Source organism: Fodinibius salsisoli (assembly GCF_026229185.1).
GTDB classification, from domain to species: domain Bacteria; phylum Bacteroidota; class Rhodothermia; order Balneolales; family Balneolaceae; genus Fodinibius; species Fodinibius salsisoli.
In genome coordinates this window covers 183,356-208,680 of record NZ_JAGGJA010000007.1, presented here as the reverse complement: position 1 = coordinate 208,680, position 25,325 = coordinate 183,356, and the positions used below count along the sequence as shown (strand labels likewise).

The 25,325-nt window shown below is 43.6% G+C and carries 20 protein-coding genes and 1 tRNA gene; 16 read left to right on the top strand and 5 right to left on the bottom strand.

Annotated features, from left to right (window positions below; genetic code table 11):
• Positions 1-157: 157 nt before the first annotated feature.
• Entirely contained in the window at positions 158-1,126 is a 969-nt protein-coding gene (locus J6I44_RS12010) for a methylenetetrahydrofolate reductase (protein ID WP_265766379.1), read from the top strand.
• A gap of 424 nt (positions 1,127-1,550) precedes the next feature.
• On the opposite strand, the gene J6I44_RS12005 is transcribed toward J6I44_RS12010, so the two are convergent.
• Positions 1,551-2,549: an aldo/keto reductase gene (locus J6I44_RS12005; protein WP_265766378.1), complete on the bottom strand. Its 999-nt coding sequence runs from the start codon at positions 2,547-2,549 to the stop codon at positions 1,551-1,553.
• A gap of 122 nt (positions 2,550-2,671) precedes the next feature.
• Entirely contained in the window at positions 2,672-3,418 is a 747-nt protein-coding gene (locus J6I44_RS12000) for a lysophospholipid acyltransferase family protein (RefSeq protein ID WP_265766377.1), read from the bottom strand.
• Positions 3,419-3,660: 242 nt separating this feature from the next.
• Between J6I44_RS12000 and J6I44_RS11995 the strand changes: the two genes are divergently transcribed.
• From J6I44_RS11995 to J6I44_RS11950, 10 genes are all read left to right on the top strand, one after another.
• Positions 3,661-4,230 carry an RNA polymerase sigma factor gene (locus J6I44_RS11995; RefSeq protein ID WP_265766376.1) on the top strand — a complete coding sequence of 190 codons (570 nt, stop codon included), beginning with the start codon at positions 3,661-3,663 and terminating at the stop codon, positions 4,228-4,230.
• Between the two features lie 143 nt (positions 4,231-4,373).
• Positions 4,374-5,372, top strand: a complete 999-nt coding sequence (locus tag J6I44_RS11990) for a FecR family protein (protein ID WP_265766375.1) — start codon at positions 4,374-4,376, stop codon at positions 5,370-5,372.
• Positions 5,373-5,492: 120 nt separating this feature from the next.
• Entirely contained in the window at positions 5,493-8,789 is a 3,297-nt protein-coding gene (locus J6I44_RS11985) for a SusC/RagA family TonB-linked outer membrane protein (protein WP_265766374.1), read from the top strand.
• Between the two features lie 29 nt (positions 8,790-8,818).
• The gene (locus J6I44_RS11980) at positions 8,819-10,297 is read left to right on the top strand and encodes a RagB/SusD family nutrient uptake outer membrane protein (protein ID WP_265766373.1); all 1,479 of its coding nucleotides are present in this window, start codon (positions 8,819-8,821) and stop codon (positions 10,295-10,297) included.
• Between the two features lie 42 nt (positions 10,298-10,339).
• The gene (locus J6I44_RS11975) at positions 10,340-10,798 is read left to right on the top strand and encodes a DUF4843 domain-containing protein (RefSeq protein ID WP_265766372.1); all 459 of its coding nucleotides are present in this window, start codon (positions 10,340-10,342) and stop codon (positions 10,796-10,798) included.
• A gap of 23 nt (positions 10,799-10,821) precedes the next feature.
• Positions 10,822-11,856, top strand: a complete 1,035-nt coding sequence (locus tag J6I44_RS11970) for a dipeptide epimerase (protein ID WP_265766371.1) — start codon at positions 10,822-10,824, stop codon at positions 11,854-11,856.
• Position 11,857: 1 nt separating this feature from the next.
• Entirely contained in the window at positions 11,858-13,135 is a 1,278-nt protein-coding gene (locus J6I44_RS11965) for a serine hydrolase domain-containing protein (protein WP_265766370.1), read from the top strand.
• Position 13,136: 1 nt separating this feature from the next.
• Positions 13,137-14,714, top strand: coding sequence for an N-acyl-D-amino-acid deacylase family protein (locus tag J6I44_RS11960; protein ID WP_265766369.1), 1,578 nt, complete (start codon positions 13,137-13,139; stop codon positions 14,712-14,714).
• A 243-nt stretch (positions 14,715-14,957) separates the two neighbouring features.
• Positions 14,958-16,220: an NAD(P)/FAD-dependent oxidoreductase gene (locus J6I44_RS11955; protein WP_265766368.1), complete on the top strand. Its 1,263-nt coding sequence runs from the start codon at positions 14,958-14,960 to the stop codon at positions 16,218-16,220.
• A 40-nt stretch (positions 16,221-16,260) separates the two neighbouring features.
• Positions 16,261-17,811 carry a Na+/H+ antiporter NhaC family protein gene (locus J6I44_RS11950; protein WP_265766367.1) on the top strand — a complete coding sequence of 517 codons (1,551 nt, stop codon included), beginning with the start codon at positions 16,261-16,263 and terminating at the stop codon, positions 17,809-17,811.
• A gap of 9 nt (positions 17,812-17,820) precedes the next feature.
• Here J6I44_RS11950 and mscL read toward each other — a convergent pair whose 3' ends face one another.
• From mscL to J6I44_RS11935, 3 genes are all read right to left on the bottom strand, one after another.
• The gene (gene mscL / locus J6I44_RS11945) at positions 17,821-18,279 is read right to left on the bottom strand and encodes a large conductance mechanosensitive channel protein MscL (RefSeq protein WP_350356701.1); all 459 of its coding nucleotides are present in this window, start codon (positions 18,277-18,279) and stop codon (positions 17,821-17,823) included.
• Between the two features lie 163 nt (positions 18,280-18,442).
• The gene (gene ftsH / locus J6I44_RS11940) at positions 18,443-20,422 is read right to left on the bottom strand and encodes an ATP-dependent zinc metalloprotease FtsH (protein WP_265766365.1); all 1,980 of its coding nucleotides are present in this window, start codon (positions 20,420-20,422) and stop codon (positions 18,443-18,445) included.
• 241 nt (positions 20,423-20,663) lie between these two features.
• Positions 20,664-20,736 (bottom strand) — tRNA-Lys (locus J6I44_RS11935).
• A 174-nt stretch (positions 20,737-20,910) separates the two neighbouring features.
• Here J6I44_RS11935 and J6I44_RS11930 point away from each other — a divergent pair.
• The 5 genes from J6I44_RS11930 to J6I44_RS11910 all read left to right on the top strand — a co-directional run bounded on the left by J6I44_RS11930 (position 20,911) and on the right by J6I44_RS11910 (position 25,286).
• Positions 20,911-21,870, top strand: coding sequence for an MBL fold metallo-hydrolase (locus J6I44_RS11930; RefSeq protein ID WP_265766364.1), 960 nt, complete (start codon positions 20,911-20,913; stop codon positions 21,868-21,870).
• 112 nt (positions 21,871-21,982) lie between these two features.
• The gene (locus J6I44_RS11925; protein ID WP_265766363.1) at positions 21,983-22,381 is read left to right on the top strand and encodes an HIT family protein; all 399 of its coding nucleotides are present in this window, start codon (positions 21,983-21,985) and stop codon (positions 22,379-22,381) included.
• Positions 22,378-22,806 carry a type II 3-dehydroquinate dehydratase gene (gene aroQ, locus J6I44_RS11920; protein ID WP_265766362.1) on the top strand — a complete coding sequence of 143 codons (429 nt, stop codon included), beginning with the start codon at positions 22,378-22,380 and terminating at the stop codon, positions 22,804-22,806. The genes J6I44_RS11925 and aroQ overlap by 4 nt, the downstream gene beginning before the upstream one ends.
• 105 nt (positions 22,807-22,911) lie before the next feature.
• Positions 22,912-24,375 (top strand): lipopolysaccharide biosynthesis protein, encoded by a 1,464-nt coding sequence (locus J6I44_RS11915; RefSeq protein ID WP_265766361.1) that lies wholly within the window; start codon positions 22,912-22,914, stop codon positions 24,373-24,375.
• A 101-nt stretch (positions 24,376-24,476) separates the two neighbouring features.
• Positions 24,477-25,286: a LabA-like NYN domain-containing protein gene (locus J6I44_RS11910; RefSeq protein ID WP_265766360.1), complete on the top strand. Its 810-nt coding sequence runs from the start codon at positions 24,477-24,479 to the stop codon at positions 25,284-25,286.
• Positions 25,287-25,325: the final 39 nt, after the last annotated feature.

Sequence of the window (25,325 nt, the reverse complement as noted above, 5' to 3'; positions counted from 1 at the left end):
CTTTGAGCCACTTTTTAGAAGGAGGCTCTTGCGTTGCACAAAAACTTTTCAACTGAGCTACGAAGTGATTACCTTTACACTTTAGGACTTTTCGTTAGAAAAGCCTGTAACGGTTGATCATTTTTGGATACAGAAGATACAAAGAATAGCAGACTAAATGAAAGTAATTGAACATTACGACCGATCGGATGAGCCTTTAATTTCTTTTGAGATTATTCCTCCCAAACGCGGAGGGTCGGTCAAGAAGGTATTTGATTCGCTCGATCAGGTTATGAAATACAATCCGCCCTTTATTGATGTGACCTACCATGCGGCGGAATCGCATTATGAGGAACTGAGTGATGGCACCATTAAGCGGCATATCAAGCGGAAACGACCGGGGACCATCGGGCTTTGTGCGGCAATTAAGCATAAGTATGGGGTAGATCCGGTGCCCCATCTGATTTGTGAAGGATTTACCAAAGAGGAAACGGAGGATGCCCTCATCGAGCTGAATTATCTGGGTATAGATAATGTGCTGGCTATCCGGGGAGATAAGGCCGATGATTCTGTTCCCCGAATTAAAAATGGTACGTTTAATCAGTTTGCTGTAGATTTGGTTGATCAGATCAAAGATATGAATAGCGGGCAATATCTGGAGAATATCACGAATGCGCACCAAACAGATTTCTGTGTAGGTGTGGCCGGCTATCCTGAGAAGCATTTTGAGGCGCCGAACCTCGATTTTGACATCCAAATGCTTAAAAACAAGGTGGATCGCGGCGGTGACTACATCGTGACGCAAATGTTTTTTGATAATGAGGCCTACTTTCGGTTTGTGGATAAGTGCCGGGATGCAGGCATTGAGTGTCCCATTGTACCGGGATTAAAAGTCTTAACCCGGGATGCTCATCTCAATTTCTTGCCCAAATATTTCCACCTTAACATTCCTGAGGAACTTTCCCATGAGGTGCAAGCCAATCCAACGCAAGCACGATCTATTGGCATAGAATGGTCAGCCCAGCAGTGCACCGAGCTGTTGGAGAAGGGAGCGCCGGGCATTCATTTCTATATTATGGGAGATCCAACCCCGGCCCTGGATGTGATTGAACAACTTCCATTGGGGCATGAAGCGATAGGGAAGTAGGTTTGTGATGATTGTTTGTAGCTTATAAATATGGAATATATAGCAGTAAAGCGGTTACCAGTTGAAATAATGATTTGAAAGCTATTAAGCAGAGTCAATCTCCCTAAATCCCTCTTCTCCAAGGGGGGCTTTTGGTGGTAGTTTTTTTAACATTCTGTAGCTTTCATTTACAATAATGAGTTCCTCCTTGGAGAAGGAGGACAGGAGGATTGACGGTAAAGCTCTGCGCAGAGCATAGAATTATGCTTGGATCGAGAAAACGTAGAAGAGGGCTTGGCAAATCCACTCAATCATGTCATTCTGAACTTGTTTCGGAATCTTTTATCAGCGTTTTAATTAATGGAGGCTACCAACTCGGCAACCTCCATTTCTTAAAACTTCTTTGTTTAGAGGGAGCTTAACTCCTGATGTTTAGTACGATTATTTAATCAAGATCCAATTCCAAGGCATCCAGCTCGTCATTGATCTTGCTTAGCTCGTCATTTGATAAGGTAATATCAGCCGCCTTGGCGTTTTGTGTAGCCTGTTCTTTATTACGCGCACCAACCAGAGCAATAGTGATGCCCGGCTGCTGGATGGTCCACTGGATCGTCAGCTGAGCCAGCGTAGCATCGTGATTATCTGCAATAGGTTGGATGGCATTGAGGAAAGCATTCGTGCGCTTAATATTTTCATCCGAGTAATAGGGGCTGTCGGCACGAGCATCACCTTCTTCATAATCTTGGCCGGGCGTCATTTTCCCGGTTAATAGTCCTCTTTGTAACGGACTGTAAGCCAGGATGCCTTTATTGTTTTCCAGGCAATAGGGCACGACTTCCTCTTCAATATCACGGCGAAGCATGCTGTACGGTACTTGGTTGGAAACAATATTGATCGTTTCGTTGGCTTCTTTGAGTTGCCCTGCATCGTAATTACAAACGGCGGCTTCCCGAATTTTACCCTGCTCTTTGAGCTGTATCAGGGCTTCCATCGTTTCTGATATTGGGGTGGTGGGATCGGGCCAGTGGATCTGATACAGATCGATATAGTCGGTTCCCAGCCGCTGCAGGCTTTCTTCACATTCTTTGATCACGCTCTCTTTTGCGGCATATTCATGGATGGCCAGATCATTGCCGTCATTGTCTTTGCTTGGGAATCGGAAATGCCCCTTATCGGTATCCCAGCGGAGGCCGAATTTGGTAAGAATCTGCAGTTTATCTCGCGGGATGTCGTTTATGGCATCGCCCACAATCTTTTCACTAAGTCCCTGTCCATATACCGGAGCCGTATCAATAGAGGTAACTCCGTGGTCATATGCGGCCTGGATTGCTTCGACAGATTGTTGGTGGTCGGTTCCGCCCCACATCCAGCCACCGACAGCCCAGGCACCAAATGTAATAGCCGAAAGTTTTAAGTCACTATCTCCTAAAGTGCGATAAATCATATTTTAATAATGTCTTCAATTCTAATTGTATTCTGTTTGCTAACATAGGTAACGTTTTTGTCAACTTCATCAGGGAAAAAAACATTCCGTGTATTTATATGTGAGGAGGGACATTATTCAACTCATTCTTTGACTCCTGCCCAACGCAGATATTTTTTTCGAACGCCGGCAATCTGTTCTTCAAGGTTTTCCAGGTTCCATTCTGTAGGGCTGATAGGTCCGTGTATGTGAGCGGTCAGGGTTCCTGGTTTTGTGATCAATGAACCGCCCTTGCTGAGCCTGCGATTTCCTTCAAAATAGATGGGGACTATGGGATAGTCCAGGTCCATGGCCATACGAAAGGGACCTTTTTTGAACGGACCTATAACACCAGGATGTTTACGAGAGCCTTCGGGCGCCATCATAACGGATAGGCTGTTTTTCTGAATGCGTTTATAGGTTTTTTGCAGCGTAGCAATCGCTTGGTCCGACTTATCCCGACGGATAAATATTTGTCCGGTAAGCCGCCCCAGCAATAAAAATAGGGGGTTATATTGAAACTGCCATTTAGCTACAAACCGAACGCGGGGGAGTCCCAAGGCCAACAGGGTGAGCATATCGAGGGTAGAGCTATGGTTGATGATGAAAATGGCCGGACTTGCTACTTCATCGGTATGTAGCTTTATATTAAACTGAATACCTAAAATTTTAAATACCGGTCGCACAAGTAAAGGGGCAATAGATTCGATGATAAAATTCGTAGCTTTCCCAAAAGAAAGGATAAGAAGTAATAGTATAAAGGGGGTGGCGATCAAAAAAATGACAAAGAAGAGAATAATGGCTAAAATACTTCGGATGTAATCCCCAGTAGAAAAATAAGCGTTCGTCATACTGTTGCAGGCAAAATTTATAAATCAGATCAGATTCGCAAAATACCATACTTCAAACAACAAAATAAAAATATAAGTATTGGGTAGTATAGAGTTGTTGATTTAAAATAGTTGATTATTACTTGATTAATTATTCACTTTATGTAAAATAAGAGAAGGGGGGTGTGTTAGTTTTATTTATATTTGTATAAATATGTTATATGTTTAGGTTTTTTTATAATTATGGCTAATTAATTTACTATATGGGATGTAGCGGATACGAAGATAGGATATTGTTGGGCAGGCTTAAGCAGGGTAGTGAAACTGCATTTAAAAAAATATATGATAAATATCACCGATCATTATATCGGGTTGCAAAAAAATATTTGAGAAATAAAGAACTAGCAGAAGATGCTGTTCATGATATTTTTCTAAAGTTATGGCATCATAGGGCGAAGATGAATCAGTCAGGATCTTTAAAGGGATTCTTGTTCACATCTTTAAAAAACCATGTTTTAAATCTTATTGACCGTGATAAACGCAAGCTTAAAAAGAGAGTAACCCTTTCCTACGAAAAGAAAATGGATGGTTTGGAAAACAGTAATGTTATAGATCTTGCTCAGTATCGAGGTCTTTATCAAGAAGCGGTTGAAGAATTGCCGGACAAAAGACGTGAGGTTTATAGATTGCGGGTTAAAGAAGGGCTAACCAATAATGAAGTTGCCGAATACCTGGATGTTTCTATTCATACCGTAAAATCTCAATATTATAAAGCCTCAAACTTTGTCAAAAAATATGTAAGTGAACATCTTAGTAAACCTACAGGCACCTAGTTTGGCATTTAAAGCGGCATGAATGCCTACAACTTTTCCCGTCCACAGGAAAAAATAAAATAATTATCTATTTGGCGTAATACTTTTATGGTTCTCGTTTGTATAAACTATAGACAAACGAAAAAGCTAATAGCTGAACTGTAATGGACCAACGTCTGCTTGATAAATATTTTCGTGATGAATGCTCTGATGAAGAGTTGGACCAGGTATTAGGCTGGTTTCAGACGGAAGAGGGAAGAACTTTCCTTGCTCAGGAAATGGAGGAAGAATTTGAGAACGCGTTAGAAACTCCCCATGAATTTGGTTGTTATCCTGCTGATAGTGAGCATATTTTTAATCGGATACAGCTACAGAAACGTAAATATCCAGATACTAACCACAGGTTTAGTATTGGCATCCGAGTGGCTTCTATCTTGCTCATCTTGGTCGGCATATCCGCTTTTTTCTACTTGGAGGGATACCTGTCTTTCGGTAGTGAAAATCCACAGCCAAAAACCATTACCTATGTCACACAGCAGGGCCAACAGCATATCTTCACGCTCTCTGATGGTACTAAAATTCGGTTGAATGAGCAGTCGCAGCTCAAGGTTCCCACAAAGATGCAGGAGGGCAAACGAAATGTGAATCTTAAGGGGGAAGCTTATTTTGAAGTAGCAAGAAATACCGATCACCCCTTTATTGTCAATACCGAAGGCTCCACTATTGAGGTTTTGGGAACAAAATTTAACGTCAATACAGACTCTACACAGAACTGTGTTGAAGTAGCTGTTATTGAAGGGAAAGTAGCTTTAAAACAAAAGGGAGACGGTAGTTCAGGAGGAGCGCTTTTAACACGGAACAACTTTGGATTGCTACATTTGGGCGATGGGCAAATTACAATAGAGAAAGTAAACGCAAAAAACTATTTAAGCTGGATCTACAACAGATTGGTTTATTCCGGTGAAACACTGGAACAAGTAAGTCGTCAGATAGAGCATCTGTATAATGTGGAGGTAGAATTTAAATCAAGAAAGCTTAGAAAGCTTAAACTAACAGCCAATATTGAGAAGACAGACTTGAGTGAAGTGCTGGATGTCATCGCTAAGACTTTTAATATAACTTATCAAAAAAGGGAAAATGGTAAAATTGTCTGGATGACATAGATATCATTATATCTAACTATCCAAGCATGTATTAAAACAAATGATAAACTCAAAAAGGGTGGTAATATGAGATGTAGATACATACCGAGTAAAATGATTTTAAAGTGGTTGTTTATGTGTATGGGTATCGTTTTGCTAAGTGAAGGAACGGTAGTCGGACAATTAACGGCGATGAATTATATGGAGGTTGAGCAACAACGCAGGGTAAGCGTAGCCTTTGACAATGAGCAGCTCAGTGATGCTCTGCAAACGTTGGCAGAAAAAGCCAACGTAGGGATTTCCTACGAGACACAAGCAGTTCCACAAAAGCCTATAACCTATGAGGCTGAAAATGCTTCAGTTTATATGGTGTTGGATGCGTTACTGTCAGGCACGGGGCTGTATGCCACTCTTTCGGATAACCGCAAAGTGATTTTAATTAAAGAACAAAAAACAGAAGTACCGGTGCAGGCCGGAACCATAACCGGAACCGTGACAGATGCACGATCCGGCGAACCACTCCCCGGAGCGAATGTTTTTATAGAGGCTACTGGGCAGGGCGCTTCTACAAATGTGAACGGTAAGTTTGAAATAACGGGTGTTGAAGCTGGGACCTATAACATTACCGTATCTTTTATAGGGTATGAGCGTTATGAAAATACCGTTGAAGTTGAAGATGGCCAGGCAACAGAACTTACAATTAGCCTCGAAAGTAGTGATCTCGGGCTTGATGAGGTCATCGTTACGGGATATAGTACGCAAACAAAGCGTGAGTTTTCGGGTTCCATAAGTACCGTCGATTCAGATGATTTAGAAGATGTTTCGCTACAAAGTGCGGAGGCTTTACTTCAGGGACGGGCCTCAGGTGTTCAGTTAACGACCTCCAGTGGTAACCCGGGCGGTGGGTTTCAGGTTCGGGTCAGGGGTACGGGCTCGATTAATGCCGGTAACGAACCGCTGTGGATTGTTGATGGCGTGCCGGTCAACTCTGAGAGTAATACAGAATCGAATGATGTTTCTCCTCTGAATAATATTCCGGCTTCGGATATACAATCCATTGAAATCCTTAAAGATGCGTCTGCTGCTGCCATTTATGGAGCCCAGGCTGCCAATGGGGTAGTGTTGATTACTACAAAACGGGGCCGACAAGGCGACACACAGATTAGCGTGAATTATGAAACGGGTATCCGGAAGGATATTAAACGGCTGAATATGATGAACTCTCAGGAATGGGTGGAATATCACTTCGAAGCACAGGGAGAAACGGAAACGCGTGGTGACGTTGAAGATTTTGGATATGATAAAAACTTTGATCCAGGCAGTTTGCCAACTTTTGATTGGCAAGACTATATTTATCGAAATGGGGTATCTAATTCTGTCAATGTATCAGCCAGTGGCGGATCCGAACAAACCCAATATTATATATCAGGGGGATGGGAAAATACAGAAGGGCAGGTTCAGGAGGTTGGATTTGAGCGATTTAATTTACGGACGAATTTTGATCATAAATTTAACTCCAAGCTATCGGCCAAAGTTAATGTGAACTTAGCAAATACTTCGGCCCCGGGAGTTTGTCAGGATGGGTTTTATGTAAATTGTCCGTTCTATCAGTCTATTGAGGAAGTTCCCATGTCGTTTCCGTATTTGGATGCAGATGGGAATCTAACAGGACAAAATACACTCTCAGAGGGCGGTAGCTATAATCCTAATACCGAGCAGGGGCTCAACAATAACCCGGCGGTTATCCTTAATGAAGAAGTCCGCTCAACCCAGGTAACATCAATCCTGGCGAATCTTGCACCTACTTATGATTTCAATTCTTGGTTATCCCTTAGCGGAATGGTGGGAATTGATTATAGAGTTGAGAAGGAACGTGATTGGGAAAAACCCTTGGCTGACCCAAGCGCAGATGGAAGTGTGAACCGTCGGTTTGGAACGGTAAGTAATTTTAGTGCCAACCTCCTTCTAAATGCAAGGCAAACGTTCAATGAAGTTCATAATGTATCGGGTTTAATAGGAGGCGAATATCGCCGAGAATATTTAGACGAAGTAGAGGCAAATCAAATTGGTATAGGGAATCCCTTTCTAGGAGTACTTGATGCCGCAGCAACACCGGAAGCAGGCCAGGGATTTAACTCTGAATTCCGAATCGCCAGTTATTTTGGACAAGCCAACTACAATTATGATTCTCGATATTACGCAACCGTAACAGCCCGTTATGATGGCTCTTCGCGATTCGGTAGCAATAAGCGATGGGGATTCTTTCCATCAGGATCAGTATCCTGGTTGATCAGTGAAGAAAATTTCTTTGATGTTGACTTTGTTGACCAACTGAAGTTACGAGCCGGCTATGGCATCACAGGAAACACTGCAATCGATAACTACGAAGCACGAGGCTTATTTGGGGTTGCAGGTAGTTATAAAGGCGTTACCGGTTTGACGATTACCCAGCTTCAAAATTCCTTGCTGACCTGGGAGAAGTCCAGAGAGCTTAATGTAGGAATGGACTTTGGGTTTTTAAATAATCGTATATCTGGTAGCCTTGACTTGTACAGGCGCATAAACTCTGACTTGCTTTTAGACCGACCTCTTCCAACAGATTCTGGGCTGGGTTCTTATACACAAAATATTGGCAAGGTCGAGAATCGGGGGGTAGAGTTTGAAATCCGTACCATAAACCTTGATGCATCGGACTTTTTCTGGACAAGCCGGTTCAATATTGCCGTCCAACAGAACGAAGTAAAAGAATTGGCTAATGGCAGCAAAATGTTAGATCCGGGCAATGATAATCCCATTGCTGTTGGCCACTCGCTGGATGCATTTTGGATGCCAAAATGGGCTGGTGTTAATCCCGCAGACGGTCGCCCCATGTGGTATGACGCTAATGGTAATATTACCTATAACCCAACGACCGCCGATAATGTTTTCTTGGATGGCGGTGAGCAGGATTTGATCGGTGGATTTGGCAACCGATTTTCCTATAAAGGTTTGTCGCTTGATGTTTTCTTTCAATATAGCTTTGGACAAACAGTACAGCCACAAACGGAGTTCAGTTATCTCTTTGCTGATGAAGAAGGAGTGCTCAGAGAAGTACATACTAAGCGCTGGCGACAGCCCGGTGATGTTACAAAATATCCCCGAGCGGAAGAAAATGGGAACGGGTATTTTGAAGCATCCGGCTGGTCAGATGTCAACAGCAGTAACTCTCTGTTTGATGCAAGTTATATTCGTTTAAAAAATATAAGCTTGAGTTACTCTTTGCCTAATCACATTGTCGAAAAATTAAATTTGAGAGGTATTCGTATATACGGTTCAGGTACAAACCTAATGACGTGGACAGCTTATCCTTATGTTGATCCGGAGACAGTAGGACCTGAATCTTCTGCTTCATTTCCTACGGCTCTGCAAATTAATGGTGGTATTGAGCTGAAGTTTTAAACGATTTAAAAAAAATAAAAGGTTTGACTATGAAATATCCAATGAAATTAATCATTCTTGTTTGCACACTGTTCGTAACACAGGCTTGTAGCGATTTGCTCAGTGAGACAGACCCAAGTACTGCCGTGGATCAAAACACTGCTCTAACAAGCCCGGAGGCAGTTCGAGGTGTCCGTGCCCGAATGTATGGCCGTATGTTAGCAGCCCCAGATATGAATACTACTTGGCTGCTTGGTCCCAGCGCCTTGGCTGATAATACCGATATCGGTTCCGGAACACGCTTTGAAGATTTTAACAATAATGTTTTTGAAGCAGGGCTCGGAACTGCAGCCTGGAATGATCTATATGATATGATAAACGATGCCAATATCCTGTTGGAGGGGGTACAGGAGGGGGTTTTAAATGCGGAAACTGAAAATAAATTCTGGGGAGAGGCCTACTTCATGAGAGCCTTCGCGCTGCATCATTTGGTACGTATCTTTGGCTATGAGCCGGGGATGGCACCGAGTTCAGGAGATGCGACGGGCTTCGATTTAGGAGTTATAATACGTACGCAGCCAACACTTGATGTTACTGATGCAGATTTTAAGGCACGAAGTACAGTGGGAGAAGTATATACCCAAATTGAAAGTGATTTGGAGGCTTCATACCAGGCTTTAAGCCAATCATCTGCTGAAGGACCATTTTATATTACACCGGCAGCTGTTAAAGCACTGGAAGCTCGGGTTAATCTATACCAGGGGGAATTAGAGGTTGCCAATACTGCTGCAACTGATGCCATTGCTGAATCCGGCGCTCGTCTTGCTGAAGCTGATGAAATTGCTACTATGTTTGATGAATCGGCCAGCAACCCTGAGGCTATATTAACGTTTGATGTAGATCCGGCAACAGAATCAGGTGGTGTAAATGACGGTTTAGCCGCGTATACTTCCATGCAATGGTTTGGGCAAATACCTACCCAAGATCTGATTGATTCTTACCCGGAAGGCGATGCACGCCTGAAAGCCTGGTATACCCCATGTTTTAATGATGTTACTGAAGAAGAAGTTAACGCCTGTGCCGGGGTTAACATTGATAATCTCGAGTTGCACAAATATGCAGCTGAGCAGGGTCAGTTCGCCGACGATTATGTTCATTTCCGAGTTGCTGAGATGGTTCTAATTCAGGCCGAAGCACTGCTCAATACCGAAGGTCCATCTTCAGCTGTCGCTAAATTGAATGAATTGCGTGCCAAGCGGGGCATCGATGCTTATACGGGTCCGGTGACAGAAGAGGCTGTACTTGATGAAATTCTTGAGGAACGCCGCCGAGAGTTAGTGGCCGAAGGCCATCGCTTTTTTGACCTTAAACGGCTCGGACGTGACTTGCGCAAGGTAGCGTTTGACCTAGATGATGGTACAACAACGGTATCATTTCTTCCATATGAAGAATACTATTTCCTGGATGATTTACCTGATGGAGAAGTGGAACTAAACCCTGAACTGGTGGAGAATCCATTCTTCGATTAAGGCTAATTCAGAAAATGATCTAAAAAGATTAAATAGTTTATTATGAAAAAACGAACAGCATATAATATATTATCAGTTTTATTAGTCTCACTATTCTTGACGGGTTGTTTGAATGATCTGTTTGAACAAGAAGATCAAACCTATCAGGGAGAGGCTAAACTTGAATTTCGACCTCAAACAGATACCTTTGATGAAGATGAAGGAGAGGTGGAGGTCTTGATTCAACTTATAGGAGCCCAGCGTGATAATGATGTTTCGGTGAATTTTTTGGTTGATGAAGAAACGACAGCTGAAGCCGGAACGCACTACGAACTGCTTTCTACCTCGCCCGTCACCATCCCCGCTAATTCAAGTTCGGCAGCAGTAACTATAAATTTGGATGGAAATTCACTTCCAGAGGGAGAAATCCGAACTCTATTTCTTAGGCTGGAGAATCGTGGAGATGTAGAGCCTGCCCAAAACCTCGATACGTATGAATTAACAATTGAAGGAGTAGAGTAGGATTAATCTATGTAACGTCAATTATGTTACAGCTGGAGTTTAAGCCTTATATCCTGAAAAAGAAGCATATATTTAAAATTTCAGGAGCGTCAAGAACTAAAACTCCTATACTGTTGACGAAGATTCGGTATAGAGGCATAGAAGGCCTGGGGGAAGCCTCTATGCCTCCTCTCTATGGAGAAACTATTGATTCAGCTACCGATTTTTTACATAAGCTCGATTTGTCAGGCTTTCAATCCCCTTTTGAAGTTGAAAAAATACTCCAAGCAGTTGATGCTATAGCGCTTGGAAATACAGCTGTAAAAGCTTCAATTGATATCGCTTTGCATGATCTGGTAAGCAAGTTACTAATGCTCCCGTTGCATCAATATCTTGGATTGCCTGCCTGTACACTTGCTACTTCTAAAACAATTGGCATCAATAGTCCAGAAACGATACAGAAGCGCGTAGAGGAAGCCAGCGAGTTTAATTACTTAAAAATAAAGCTGGGAACTGGAACTAAAGAAGATAAAGCAATAATCAGAGCAATCCGGGAGGTCAGTGACCAACCATTGTATGTAGATGCCAATCAGGGGTGGGAAGATCCTGGAGAGGCACTGGCAATAATCAAGTGGCTTAGTGACAAAGGAGTGGTTTTTATAGAACAACCGCTTCCCAAAGATGATATTGATGGTCAAATATGGCTAAAAAATAAAAGTCCGCTACCCATTGTAGGGGATGAAGGAGTACAGCGGTTGCCTGATATGGCGCAAGCACGGGAGCTTTATCATGGAGTGAATATTAAACTCATGAAGTCTACCGGAATTCATGAGGCCCGCAAAATGATTCATGCTGCTCGGGGGTTGGGTCTTAAAGTATTACTGGGATGCATGTCTGAAACCTCTTGCGCTATTACTGCCGCGGCCCATTTAGGTACTCTTGCAGATTGGGTAGACCTTGATGGTAATTTAAATGTTACAAATGACCCGTACCAGGCATCTGAGGTTGCGGATGGAAAAATAAGGCTCCCGGAAGACCCGGGTATAGGTCTGAAAAAATGTTCCTGGAAAAAGATATAATATGATACAACACTTGAATAGCTACTTTCTCTTATTCGTCCTCATTATTTTGGTGTTAACAGCCTGCAGTGCGCCTCCGAAGCCCATTTCCAATGCCAAAGCACAACAACTGGATAGCCTGTTCACCCATCTGCATGAGCATGGCATGTTTAATGGTGCAGTAGCCGTTGTTGACAGCGGAAAAACGATTTTTAAACAGGGATTTGGTGAAGCCAACCTGGAAAAAGAGACCCCATTTGAGCCATCTACCCTGATGGAAATAGCTTCCCTTTCCAAACAGTTTACCGCTGCTGCTATTCTTCATCTCGAACAGCAGAATAAACTTTCAGTTAAAGATGATATTAAACACTATCTACCGGACCAGTTTCCATACGAAGAGATTCGAATTGAGCATCTGTTGAGCCACATATCCGGACTGCCAGATTATGTACAGTATTTCAAAGAGCACTGGCCTCGCGATCAGGTAGCTACAAATAAAGATATTATTTCTTACCTGATAGAGCAGCAGCCTGCGCCTCAGTTTGAGTCTGGTACCAAGTACGACTACAGCAATACCGGCTATGTTATACTGGCAGAAGTAGTAGAAGCGGCATCACGTAAACCGCTGGATGAATATTTGACCGAAATACTTTTTGAGCCTTTTGAATTTAAAGATGCTGGCTTTTTTGCGAGAGCAGAAGTTTTTCAAGAAGATAGCTATGCCCCGGGTTTTATGTGGTCGGCCGATTCTTGCCGTTATATCCGGCCGGAGAATAAACCTGGGAAAAAATACTATCAGTTTTTGAGTGGGCGCTTGGGACCGGGACGACTTTCCATGAGTATTGATAACCTACTTAAATGGGACAAACTGTTATATACCGATCAGTTTCTTACAGCATCTTCGAAAGAGAAAATGTTTACACCGGTAGAATTTGAAGGAGTAGAAACAGACTACGGCTTTGGTTGGCATAATTATACAAACGAAAAGGAGGGCAAAGTCTCGTACCACACAGGTAGCTGGGCAGGTAATTTAAGCTATATTAAACGGTTCAGAGATCGGAAAAGCACAGTAGTTATACTCAATAATACTTATCAACATGAGTATATGAAGCTCATTCGGGCGAAGACAGATTCTATTATATTAGGACATTCAATCAAATATCCGAAACCAAAACTAACTGAAGTGCTTGCGAAGAAAGATTGTCAAGCAGGATTTGACCGGGAACAGTGGATGGAAGAGCAAAATAGCTCGGATTATGTTTATGAGGATGATAATTGGGATTCATTACAAAACAAGTAGCATGTACAAAGTTTTAATAGGCTTAATTACTCTCGTATTCACCGCTTGTACCCCACAGCCCGATGCATCGGTGGAATATGACAAGCTGATTATTAATGGTAAAGTTTTAGACGGCACCGGTAATCCCTGGTACTATGCAGATATTGCTGTCAGGGATGATGAAATTGTCAAGATTGGAGTTGTAAAAGCGGCCGCCCGTGATACTATTGATGCCAGCGGATTCTATGTAACGCCGGGTTTTATTGATGTACACTCTCACGCCGCTTCCGGGCTTACCAAACCGGAGCTTAGCGATGCCAAACCGTTGCTTCTGCAAGGCATCACCACCGTATTTGTCAACCCGGATGGAGGAGGCGCCGTTGATCTGAAAGAGCAGCGCCAGGGGTTGCTTGAAGATGGCCTTGGCGTCAATGTGGCGCAGATGGTTCCCCAAGGATCAATTCGAAAAGAAGTGATGGGAATGGAAGACCGGGCACCTTCATCAGAAGAGCTGGAAAAGATGAAGCAATTGGTTCGGGAAGGAATGCAGTCTGGGGCATTTGGACTTTCCAGCGGCCCGTTTTATGCTCCGGGCAGCTATGCAAAGACTAATGAATTAATCGAGCTCTCCAGAGTAGCAGCCCAGCTTGGAGGAGCCTATGTAAGCCATATCCGGGATGAATCCAACTATACCATTGGCCTGGAGGCGGCCGTTGACGAAGTCATCCAGGTTGCGAGAGAAGCAGCTTTGCCTGGAATCGTCACACATATTAAGGCACTGGGACCTCCGGTGTGGGATCTGTCGGAAACGATCGTAGCAAATATTGAAAAGGCGCGTGCTGAAGGGGTCGAAGTTTTTGCCGACCAGTATCCCTATATGGCATCAGCCACAGGTTTGATTTCTGCTTTGGTGCCCAGGTGGGCCGAAGAGGGCGGGCATGAAGAACTTGTAAAACGGCTGAAAGATCCAGAAAAACTTCCCAAAATACGTACTGCAATGGAGAAAAATTTAGCCCGCCGTGGTGGACCAGATCGCATCCAGTTTCGGTATTACAGTCCGGATTCAACCATAGAAGGTAAGACGCTAAAAGAAATTGCCGATGCCCGGGACGTACCTCCACTGGATATGGCCGTTGAGCTTATCAAGAAAGGGAGGCCTGGTATCGTATCCTTTAATATGAAAGAGGAGGATGTGCACCGCTTTATGCGTCAGCCGTGGACGATGACCAGCTCTGATGGTGGACTCGTGGAGATGGGGCAAGGCGTCCCACACCCCAGAAACTATGGAACTTTCCCCCGAAAGATACGGAAATATGTGTTAGAGAAAGAGGTGATCGATTTAGCCTCCGCCATCCGAAGCATGACCACATTGCCGGCCCAGGTCTTTGACATTAGCGGCAGGGGACAGATTCGAGAAGGAGCCAAGGCCGACCTTGCCATTTTTGATTTGGATCAATTATTGGATAAAGCAACCTTCCAACAGCCGCACCGATTTTCAAAAGGAATGGAATATGTTCTGGTGAATGGGCAATACGCTCTTGAAGAGGGTCAAATATCGGATCGGCGATGGGGGAGAGTGTTAAATCATTCAGACCAATAAAAGCGGATTAAGCGTTTTGTTTGCACAACTAATTTTTAATAGAATGGAAGTGTATAATGTATTTAGAATAATCAATATACAGACAAAATTATTGGACTCGGGGCAATAAGCAAGTAGTACTATTTGTCCTCTGACTGCAATTTTATGGTAAACTGATCTTTATACAGCTCCGGAGTAAATAAAGAGAGGCACTAAAAGAACTTAAGTACAACAAAATTTTAATATTGTTTTTGATTGAATGCAATGATGAATAACACAGATCATGTCATAGTCATTGGTGCGGGTATTGCGGGATTGGCCGTGGCTTACTATTTAAGAAGAAATGGGATAACTGTTACCATTTGTGAAAAAGGGGATGGCGAAGATAATTGTTCATATGGCAATGCCGGTCTGATTGCACCACGGCATATTATCCCCCTTTCATCCCCTGGGGTTATTAGCGAGGGGCTGCGCTGGATGCTTAAGGCAGAAAGTCCCTTTTATATCAAGCCTCGTTTAAATAAAGAACTGATTAGCTGGATATGGAAGTTCAGAAAGGCTTCTACCGAAAAACATGTGGATGAGGCAGGACCGGTGCTGAGAGATATGCTTTTTAGAAACCAAAACTTGCTAATTGATCTTGAGAAAAAAGAATCAATCAGTTTTGGGTTTCAGAAGAACGGGCACTTAACAATATGTAAAACAGAAAAAGGGTTAAAAAAAGAGGCAAAAAAAGCACAAAAAGCGAGTGCTCTTGGGGTTCCGACGGAAGTTCTGTCGGCCAAAGAGGTGCAGGAAATGGAACCGAATATCAGAATGGATATCCATGGCGCAGTATATTACCCTAAGGATGCTCATTTACACCCCGGACATTTAATGGAACAGCTCAAAGCTCTACTGCAAAAGCAAGGGGTGAACTTCAGGTTTAATACAGAGATAACAGATATAAATGAGAAATCTGAAGGAAAGGTAGATGTTGTAAGCTCAGACAATCAAAAATTAAGTGGAACTCAGGTGGTCTTATGCAGTGGAGCATGGACACCGGAATTATTGAAGCGCCTTAATTTTAAGCTTCCCCTTCAGGCTGGTAAGGGGTACAGCATAACGCTTGATTCTCCCTCGACCGTACCACAGATTAATTTCTTGTTAGCAGAGAAGAAAGTGGCTGTAACGCCGATGATGGGTGATCTGCGATTCGCGGGGACGATGGAAATTGTAGGAAAAGATCAATCTGTTACACCTGCTAAAATTTCTGCTTTGAAAAAATCTGTCACTCAATATTTTCCAGAATACTCTTTGGGGGATTTGGATGGGCAAGATGTCTGGGTAGGGTTGCGCCCTTGTTCGCCCGATGGTTTGCCTTATGTAGGCAAAGTTGAACCATTTAATAGTATCTTTGTTTCTACCGGCCATTCAATGGTTGGCATGAGTTTAAGCTTTGCCAGTGGTGAAATAATTAGTCAATTGATTACTGAAAATCAGGCTAAACTCTCCCATCCTATGATGGATCCTAATCGCTATATGTAAAATTCAGTTGAATTTTTAAAATTATATATCCAGATCTATTATGACCCATACTGACCAATCATGGCTTAACTCATTTTCGAAAGGCAATTGGATCAATTTGGCAATTACGCTTCTTCTGGTTGTACTTGGGGTTATCTTTGCCGGTGATTTTCCCCAATTTAATGGCCATTACGGTTGGTGGTCAGTAGCTCCGCCGCTGGTTGCCATCGGTTTAGCTTTCTGGACACGGGAAGTGATAAGCTCCCTGTTTGTAGGCATAGCGTTAGGAGGCGTTATATCCGGGAAATTGAATGTAGTGCAGGAGTTTTTGATCCCTTCCATTGGGACCGAAAGTTTTGCTCTTATTTTATTGGTCTACCTCTGGTCACTGGGCGGACTTATTGGCATCTGGACACGAACGGGTGGCGCCGAGAAGTTTGCACACTGGGCCAGTGAACGGATGGTACGTGGAAGAAAAAGTGCTAAGTTTTTTACCTGGATGATGGGGCTGGTCTTTCACCAGGGAGGTACGATCAGTACCGTCTTGACGGGTGCGACGGTGCGTCCAATTGCCGATAAGCACAAAGTTTCGCATGAAGAGCTCTCCTACATGGTCGACTCCACCGCCTCGCCGGCAGCTACGGTCATCCCGTTTAACGTGTGGCCATTATATATCGCCGGACTTGTAGTGGGCACTATTCCGTTATTTGAGACGGCGCAGGATGGCGTGGCCTTTTTTATCCAGGCCTTACCCTTTAATTTTTATGGCATTTTTGCTTTGCTGATAACGCTCCTGTTTGCATGGGAGCTGCTTCCCTGGATTCCCGGCAAGAAAATGCGTGAGGCTATCAGTCGTGCCCGAACCGAGGGTAGCCTGGACCGAGCTGACGCCCAGCCTATGGCTTCCTCCGAACTGACGGAAGTGGATGTTCCGGAGGATTACAACTCCGGGCTGGTCGATTTTTTTGGTCCCATTGGTACTTTATTAGGCGTGGCTATTATTCCTTATGGATATACCGCCTATGTGATGGGCAATACCGAAGATCCTACGCTATTGATTGCTGAAGCCTTTGTGCTGGCAGTATTAACCGGTATGTTTGTGGCTCTGGCTAAGGGTATGGACTTGCAGACGGTCATGGATGGATTTGTCGATGGTTGTAAGGGCGTCACGATTGGAGCTATTATCCTGGCACTGGCGGTCTCTCTCAAAGAAGTTGCCGAGGCAGTAGGGACCGCGGAATATGTGGTTGATTTAGTAGGGGATACTATTGCTCCGGCAGCCTTACCAGCCATTTTGATGGGATTGTGTATGCTTATCGCCTTTTCGGCAGGCACTTCATGGGGCACCTACGCCGTTGTGTTTCCGGTAGCCATGCCCCTGGCATGGGCCGTACTACCGGATGAGTTTTTTATCACTCTTTGCTTCGGTGCGGTAGTAGGCGGCAGTGTATTTGGAGATCAATGTTCGCCTATCTCAGATACTACGATTTTATCTTCACTGGCTACCGGTTGTGATCTGATGGATCACGTGTATACTCAAATTCCCCTGGCATTAACGGCTGCAGGATTGGGAGGCCTGTTATATACCTTATTGGTAATTTTGGTTGTCTAATTCTGGCTATCACGATTCTTCCAGTTGAGAGGTACAGTGTGGGCATCTTGAAGCTTTTACAGGAATCTCCGTAAAACAGTAGGTGCACTCTTTGATTTTTGGTATTTCAGGGGCAGGTTTTTCTTCAGGTCGTTTTAACCTGTTGATATTTTTAACCAAGACAAAGACTGCAAAGGCAACCAGGAAAAAGCTAATACTGGCATTAATGAAGGTGCCATAAGAAAGGATGGTCGCTCCGGCTTCTTTCGCTACTTGCAGTGACTCGTAGGGTCCCGGAGTTGCGCCAGGCTTAATGACAAGAAAGGCACTGGAGAAATCAATGCTTCCAGTTATAGGGCTCAAAGCCGGTAGAAGGACATCCTTAACAAGCGATTGGACAACACTGGTAAATGCAGCACCAATGATAATACCAACAGCCATATCTATGACATTTCCCTTTATCGCAAATTCTTTAAACTCTTTCCACATAATAAAACCGAATAAATGATTTTGGTAAATGAGAGAAATAATAATCAGTGAAAAAATCCCAAAATCCAAATAGAAGCTTGTCAGGCTTTTATAGCTGCAAATAAAAAAGCGTGAGCATTTAAATACTCACGCTTTTCAGATAAGTTTTGGGGTCTCTTAGAAGCTATTCCTCCTCAGGAAGTCCATCAGTGGGACTGATTTCGTTTTGGGATGGTTCGTCATCCTGATTTTGCTCCAGGGCCCCGTTCATCCACTGCATTACAGCCTTGCCGGGAACTTCCTCTTTTTCAAGAAGTTCGTCTGCAAGACGGTCTAAGACATCACGATGAGTGGTGATGGCTTCCAGGGCACGGTTATAAGCTTCTTGTAGGATAGCTTTAATTTCATGATCAATTTCACGGGCTGTGCTGTCACTGTACTCTTTGGGGCTCCCCATCTGTTCTCCGAGGAAAACTTGCTCTTGTTGACCTCCGAATGCAATATTGTTGAACTTTTCACTCATACCCCAGTCGAGCACCATTTTTCGGGCCAGCTTGGTAATCTGTTTTAGATCGTTTTCAGCACCGCTCGTGGCAGTATCAAAAATGAGGTTTTCAGCAGCACGCCCCCCCATCATAACGGCCATGCGGTCGAGCATATATTTTTTCTCATAAAGCAGTTTTTCTTTTTCCGGAAGCTGCATCGTTACGCCCATAGCTTTGCCCCGTGGAATAACGGTTACCTTATGGATAGGATCAGCGTTAGGCAGGGCAGCAGCAACGATGGCATGTCCCGCTTCGTGATAAGCCAACAACTTTTTCTCATGATCGGAAAGGCGTATGCCTTCTCGTTTAAGTCCCATCATCACTTTATCACGTGCCTGATCAACATCTTGCTGCTCAACCGCCTTGCGTTTATGACGGGCAGCGATGAGTGCAGCTTCATTGAGCAGGTTTTGCAGATCGGCTCCACTAAATCCTGGTGTAGATCGTGCAATTTCTTCGAGGTTTATCTCATCAGAGAGCTTTTTATTCTGGGCATGAATTTCTAAAATTTCTTCCCGATGCTCCTGGGTGGGTAGATGTACGGTTATCTGTCGATCGAAACGCCCGGGACGAAGAAGCGCCTTATCCAGAATGTCGGGCCGATTAGTTGCCGCCATCACGACAACGCCTGCGTTAGGTTCAAAGCCATCAAGTTCTGCCAGCAATTGGTTTAGGGTTTGCTCGCGTTCGTCATGACCGCCTCCCAATCCTGCACCACGTTTTCGGCCAATAGAGTCGATTTCATCGATAAAGATAATGGCCGGGGCCTTTTCTTTAGCTTTGTTGAACATATCTCGCACGCGTTTGGCTCCAACCCCAACAAACATTTCCATAAAGTCCGATCCTGTAATCGTAAAGTAGGGGACGCCCGCTTCGCCTGCTACGGCTCGCGCAAGCAAAGTCTTTCCGGTTCCGGGAGGGCCTACCATTAATAATCCTTTAGGAATTTCGCCGCCCAATGAATCAAATTTATCGGGGTTTTTAAGGAAGCCAATAATTTCCTGGAGTTCGGTTTTGGCGCCTTTTAGTCCGGCGACATCATCAAAAGTTGTATTAACTTTTTCAGCATCCTGTAGCTTGGCCTTGCTTTGGCCGATTTTAAACATGTTTTGTCCCTGCATGCGCATTTGCCGGAAGAACTGAATACCAATGATAATAAGAAAGGCCAAAGGAATGCCCCAGAGGAGGATCGTCCACCAGTCAACATTGCTCTTGGGCAAGGTTTGGACTTTGACGTCATTGGCTTCCAGCATATCCATTAACTTTTCATCACCAAAAGAGGGGAGGTAAGTCGTAAATTTACTGTACTGGGTTGTATCGTTTTCGGAAGCCTTAAGCGGGGTTTTCTGCTTTAACTGACCCTCAATCTGATTGCCCCGAACGGTTACCTTCTGTACGTTGCCAGATTGTATTTGATCTCTAAACGTACTGTATTCGATGGAGGGAGGCCCGCCAAAGATACCCCCACTTTGTGAGCTGAAAATCCAGAAGGCAAGCAGGGCAGCAATAATAACCCAATAGAAGGTATATTGATGTTTGCCACCGGGGCGTTTGTTGCCTTTCTGGTTGTTGTTTCGGGATCTGTTTGTGTCCGATTGTTGCTTCTTATTCTCGGCCATAAATATGAGTTAAATAAATAACAAAAAGTTTAAATATATCCACTTCCCTTTATAACGTAAGTTGAAGGGAAGGTAATTCCATATATCTTTAATTTGTAAGTATACGAAGAGTTAATGAATTTTTGTGAAATAACTTACAAAAACACATTATGGTTGGCAGGAGCATATATACTTGACCAATTAGAAAAAAAGCCTCTGAGGCTATCAACCGCCAGAGGCTTAAGAGAGAGAGTCTTAAAAGTGAGTCGGGTGGGGATCGAACCCACGACCCACGCCTTAAAAGGGCGTTGCTCTGCCAGCTGAGCTACCGACTCTCGATTTCAAAATAGAATGCAAATATACGGTATTTGTAGATATAATATCAACCTTAAATCCAATTTTTTTTAGATTCTTAAAGTAGAGGGCATTAAAAGAGAATAGTGCTTGGGTTGCGCAGAAAATCGATACCTTTAAGCATAAATGGCTTATTTGAAATAAACAGTTTGACTATGCTATTACCCTCATGGGCCCGAGAGTATATTTACCCGCTTAGAATTCCTACCCCTTTTGCGGTGGGAGATGTGTTCAGCTATCTTATCAAGGATGAAAAGAATGTACTCATCGATTGTGGGTACTATTCAAAAAAAGCAGAGGAAGATCTGGATAAACTCTTGAAAGAGGAGGGACTTATTTTAGCAGACCTAGATGAAATCTGGCTGACCCACGGACATCCTGATCATTTTGGACAGGCAGCTCACTTGGGGAATCTCTCTGGGGCAGTAATTTATGGACATCCCAAAGAGCAGGATAATTTTGGAGGTGGCGACAATCAAGAGCTTTTTCGGACTTTTTTCGAAGAGCATCAAATTCCCAAGACGTTTGTTAATCAAATGATTGAGCAGCTGGATTGGCTTCAGCAATTTTCGGAACCCCTTCGCCCAAAACCGATACAGGAGGGAGAAGAGCTTTCCAGCGGAAGCTTGTCAGTGGTTGTAAAACATACGCCCGGCCACGCCCCGGGGCATGTGGTATTTGATACACAAAAGGGATTGATTTTTGGTGGTGACCTGCTGCTGGAACATATCAGCACTAATGCCCTGATCAATTTTGATCCGGATACGGAGCAGCGTAATAAAAGCTTATTGCAGTACCGTAATTCACTGAAATGGATTTCCGGACAAAAAGGGGTGGTTTTGCCGGGTCATGGAAATTTGATCAAAGATATTGGCGGAGTGGCCAATCATCATTTGACAGAGCACGAGAATCGGTATCAAAAAATCCAAATGTTGCTGGAAAAACGCCCCATGCGACTAATGGAGATAGCGCAACGGTTATTCGCAGAGGCCATTGAGAAGGGAGCAACATTTTTGGTGCTGTCAGAGGTAATGGGCTACCTGGATTGGGGAATACAGGAGGGGACCATGACCAGCGAGGTGACCTCTAATGGAATTATTTTTAAGATGCCTTAGGTATTGTACTTTGCAATGAAGAAATGTGATATTGTATTTGACAAAATGGGAAGCGATTCTCAGTTTCCTGTAACCTGTAACCTGTAACCTGTAACCTGTAACCTGTATTGGCATGGCAACCATTTTTACCAAAATTATAGAGGGCGAAATCCCTTGCCATAAAGTGGCAGAAACTGACGATCATATCGCCTTTTTGGATATTAATCCTATTGCAGAAGGGCACACCCTGGTCGTTCCCAAACGAGAGGTCGACTATTTTTTTGACCTCCCGGATGACTTAATGCAGAGTACCATGAAATTTTCCAGGGCTATTGCCCATGCAATAGATGAAGCACTGAGCCCTCTTCGAACCGGCGTTATTGTACAGGGATTAGAAGTTCCCCATGCCCATGTTCATTTGATTCCCCTCTATAAAACACATCAGGTGATGGCATTAGGCCACAATGTAGAAGTAAGTGAGCAACGGATGGAAGAACTGACACAACTGATTAGCGATGAGGTGCAGGTATGAAGATATCGATTTTAAATGGACCCAACCTGAATATGCTGGGGACACGCGATCCTGAACACTATGGTTCCGATACGCTGGATGATATTGAAAAGCTGTTAGCAGAATCATTCCCTGATCACGAACTGACATTCTTTCAAAGCAATGGGGAGGGTAAGCTGGTCGAGGCTATTCACGCTCTTCTGGAAGGTAATGTGGATGGGGTTGTTGCCAATTTTGCCGCCTACACCCATACTTCCGTAGCTATTCGTGATGCTATAGAACTGCTTGAGATCCCCATTGTTGAAGTTCATCTATCAAATATTCATGCCCGTGAAAAGTTTCGGGAACAAACACTGACGGGCAGTGTTGCTGATGGGATTATTACCGGTTTTGGGAAACATAGCTATGTGTTGGGCGTGCATGCCCTGGAGAAGCTGGTCAATTAAAAATTGGAGATTAGAAGTCAGATGCTGGAGGTTAGAGTTTGGAATACGGATTTTTTTGTGATTAATTCTTGACATGCAACCTGCAACCTGCCATAACCATACTTTTTGAAGAAGCTTAAAGAACTCCTTTCCGATACTCTTGTTTACGGCATCAGCAGTGTACTGGCACGGTTTATCAACTATCTGCTGGTTCCCTTTTACACGGATGTATTTCGTGCCGATCAATATGGGATTGTCGGGCTTGTCTATGCAGCTATTATTTTCCTGAACGTGATTTTTACTTTTGGCATGGAGTCGGCCTACCTGCGCTATGCGAAAGATCGCGAGAAAGCTCAGGATGTGTTCAAAACGTTACAAGTAGCCTTGCTTGTGGTGGCAACAATATTAGCTGTTTTACTCTGGTTGTTTGCCCCTGCTCTGATGCCTTTGATGAGTCTAAGTCCTGAAATGCAGAACTTCTATTTTTTAATGATTGGCATCATTTGGTTTGACACACTGGGAAAGGTTCCATTTGCAGAGCTTCGACTGGTGCGAAAGTCCGTCTCTTTTGCTGTTATCCGGACGGCGGATGTCCTCCTAAATATCGGGCTTAACTTTTATTTTATTCTTGGACTGGGATGGGGAATAGAGGCAGTTTTTATAGCAAACCTGATTGCCTCCGCCGTCACTACAATTGTTCTTTGGATTTTGACGAGACATATGCTGAGAGGTTCCGTCAAACGGTCCCTTTTTGATAAAGCATTGGCTTTTGGGCTCCCTTTTATCCCCGGGGGGTTGGGTTATGCTATAAATGAAAGCCTGGATAGATTTTTATTGAACAACTATCTACCGGAAGGGACAATTCATCAGCTTTATGGATCTGGATTTACCCACGAGGCCGTGGTAGGGATTTATAATGCCTGTTATAAGCTTGGGGTCTTTATGCTGTTAGTTGTAACGATGTTTAAAATGGCCTGGCAGCCATTCTTTTTACGGCATGCCGATGATCCGGAGTCAGAAGATTTATACCGAGAAGTTTTTCGATACTTTAATGCTGTAGCCGGTATTTGTTTTTTAATAGTTGCTTTGTTTATCGATCAGATTGTACAGATAAAAGTCCCTGTTTTAGACGCTTTTATAATTGGAAAGGAGTATTGGTTAGGGCTCAATATCGTCCCCCTTCTTTTAGCGGCCTACTGGTTTCAGGGCTGGTATATGAATTTTTCTGCGGGCATTTTTATTCGCGAAAAAACAAAAGTTCTACCCGTAATTACCCTTATCGGAGCGGCTGTGACAATTGCCGGTAACCTTTTATTATTACCCTATTTGGGTATGATGGGGTCCGCTGCTGCCACGTTGATTAGCTATGCCGCTATGGCTTTGTTGCTTTATCAACAGAGTGTAAAAGTGTACCAGGTTAATTATCAAATGGGGCGTGCTTTTGGGATGATTTTTATAACTGTGGCGTGTCTGTTGCTGCAACCTTATCTGAATCAATGGATTGTTTCGGAATGGACAAGCCGCCTAATATTGTTATTGGTAGGTAGCGTAGGATTAATATTATTAGCTTGGCCTACATCGGAAAAGTAGTTCAGTGTGCTCATTACAACCCGGGTTTAATTAAAGGCTTCTGCTTGGGTTGGTAGATAATATTTGGGTTTTAATAATTCGAAATTATTGGAGAAAGTATTATGCAAGGGAATGTTGGTATTTTCGTGGACGCGGTCAATGTAACCATGAACGGTGGGTTCGGCTTACGTTACGATATCCTCCGTAAATTTGCCACCCGTGATGGCTGCGTTCCTTCAAGAATGAATGTCTACCTGGCATATGACCAGGAACGGGCAGAAATGGATGAATCCTACCGCCAAAAAACAGAACGCTTTAGTGAGGTGCTCCGTGATTTTGAGTTTAAGGTTATCGAAAAGCCAATGCAATATTATGAGGATGAATCGACGGAGGAAGTTATTACTAAATCCACCGTCGATATGGATATGGCTGTGGATATGCTTACCCAGGCTGACCATCTTGATAAAATAATCTTACTCACCAATAACGGTAGTTACGTGAGTGTGATACGTGCAATCCAAGAAAAAGGAACCCGGGTTGAATTGGTGGGTTTTGATGATATGTCCCCGGAGCTTCGAAAAGAAGTGGATTTATATATATCGGGATACCTAATTCCGGGACTGTTGCCTATCGAATCGCCCTATGGATGGGGGGAAGTCGGGTCACGCGTTCGGGGTGTTTGTTACGACTTTTCCCACAACGATGGATATGGATTCCTGCGTTATTTGGTTAAACTGAATGAAAACCTTTGGATTACAGATTCCCGGTTCGAAGAGTCGCCTTACCAGACGGTTTTTGCCCATATTTCTCAATTTGAAAATAACCTTGATACCGAGTTTCTACCAAGTCGTCATCTTATTTTTGAATTTGACCTTATCGAAAATGAAAAGGGACTGGTAGCTGAAGAGATCGTTTTGGTGAGTGCACCATAATAGTAAGGTAAACTTATTTCGTTTTTGCCCTTCGGCCTG

Excerpts from the sequence above, each read along its gene's own strand:
- J6I44_RS11970 (WP_265766371.1), top strand. The coding sequence starts at position 10,822 with ATGTTACAGCTGGAGTTTAAGCCTTATATCCTGAAAAAGAAGCATATA.
- J6I44_RS11925 (WP_265766363.1), top strand. The coding sequence starts at position 21,983 with ATGGCAACCATTTTTACCAAAATTATAGAGGGCGAAATCCCTTGCCAT.
- J6I44_RS11955 (WP_265766368.1), top strand. The coding sequence starts at position 14,958 with ATGATGAATAACACAGATCATGTCATAGTCATTGGTGCGGGTATTGCG.
- aroQ (WP_265766362.1), top strand. The coding sequence starts at position 22,378 with ATGAAGATATCGATTTTAAATGGACCCAACCTGAATATGCTGGGGACA.
- J6I44_RS11975 (WP_265766372.1), top strand. The coding sequence starts at position 10,340 with ATGAAAAAACGAACAGCATATAATATATTATCAGTTTTATTAGTCTCA.
- J6I44_RS11990 (WP_265766375.1), top strand. The coding sequence starts at position 4,374 with ATGGACCAACGTCTGCTTGATAAATATTTTCGTGATGAATGCTCTGAT.
- J6I44_RS11980 (WP_265766373.1), top strand. The coding sequence starts at position 8,819 with ATGAAATATCCAATGAAATTAATCATTCTTGTTTGCACACTGTTCGTA.
- J6I44_RS12000 (WP_265766377.1), bottom strand. The coding sequence starts at position 3,418 with ATGACGAACGCTTATTTTTCTACTGGGGATTACATCCGAAGTATTTTA.
- J6I44_RS11910 (WP_265766360.1), top strand. The coding sequence starts at position 24,477 with ATGCAAGGGAATGTTGGTATTTTCGTGGACGCGGTCAATGTAACCATG.
- J6I44_RS11960 (WP_265766369.1), top strand. The coding sequence starts at position 13,137 with ATGTACAAAGTTTTAATAGGCTTAATTACTCTCGTATTCACCGCTTGT.
- J6I44_RS12005 (WP_265766378.1), bottom strand. The coding sequence starts at position 2,549 with ATGATTTATCGCACTTTAGGAGATAGTGACTTAAAACTTTCGGCTATT.
- J6I44_RS12010 (WP_265766379.1), top strand. The coding sequence starts at position 158 with ATGAAAGTAATTGAACATTACGACCGATCGGATGAGCCTTTAATTTCT.
- J6I44_RS11950 (WP_265766367.1), top strand. The coding sequence starts at position 16,261 with ATGACCCATACTGACCAATCATGGCTTAACTCATTTTCGAAAGGCAAT.
- ftsH (WP_265766365.1), bottom strand. The coding sequence starts at position 20,422 with ATGGCCGAGAATAAGAAGCAACAATCGGACACAAACAGATCCCGAAAC.
- mscL (WP_350356701.1), bottom strand. The coding sequence starts at position 18,279 with ATGTGGAAAGAGTTTAAAGAATTTGCGATAAAGGGAAATGTCATAGAT.
- J6I44_RS11995 (WP_265766376.1), top strand. The coding sequence starts at position 3,661 with ATGGGATGTAGCGGATACGAAGATAGGATATTGTTGGGCAGGCTTAAG.
- J6I44_RS11985 (WP_265766374.1), top strand. The coding sequence starts at position 5,493 with ATGGGTATCGTTTTGCTAAGTGAAGGAACGGTAGTCGGACAATTAACG.
- J6I44_RS11930 (WP_265766364.1), top strand. The coding sequence starts at position 20,911 with ATGCTATTACCCTCATGGGCCCGAGAGTATATTTACCCGCTTAGAATT.
- J6I44_RS11965 (WP_265766370.1), top strand. The coding sequence starts at position 11,858 with ATGATACAACACTTGAATAGCTACTTTCTCTTATTCGTCCTCATTATT.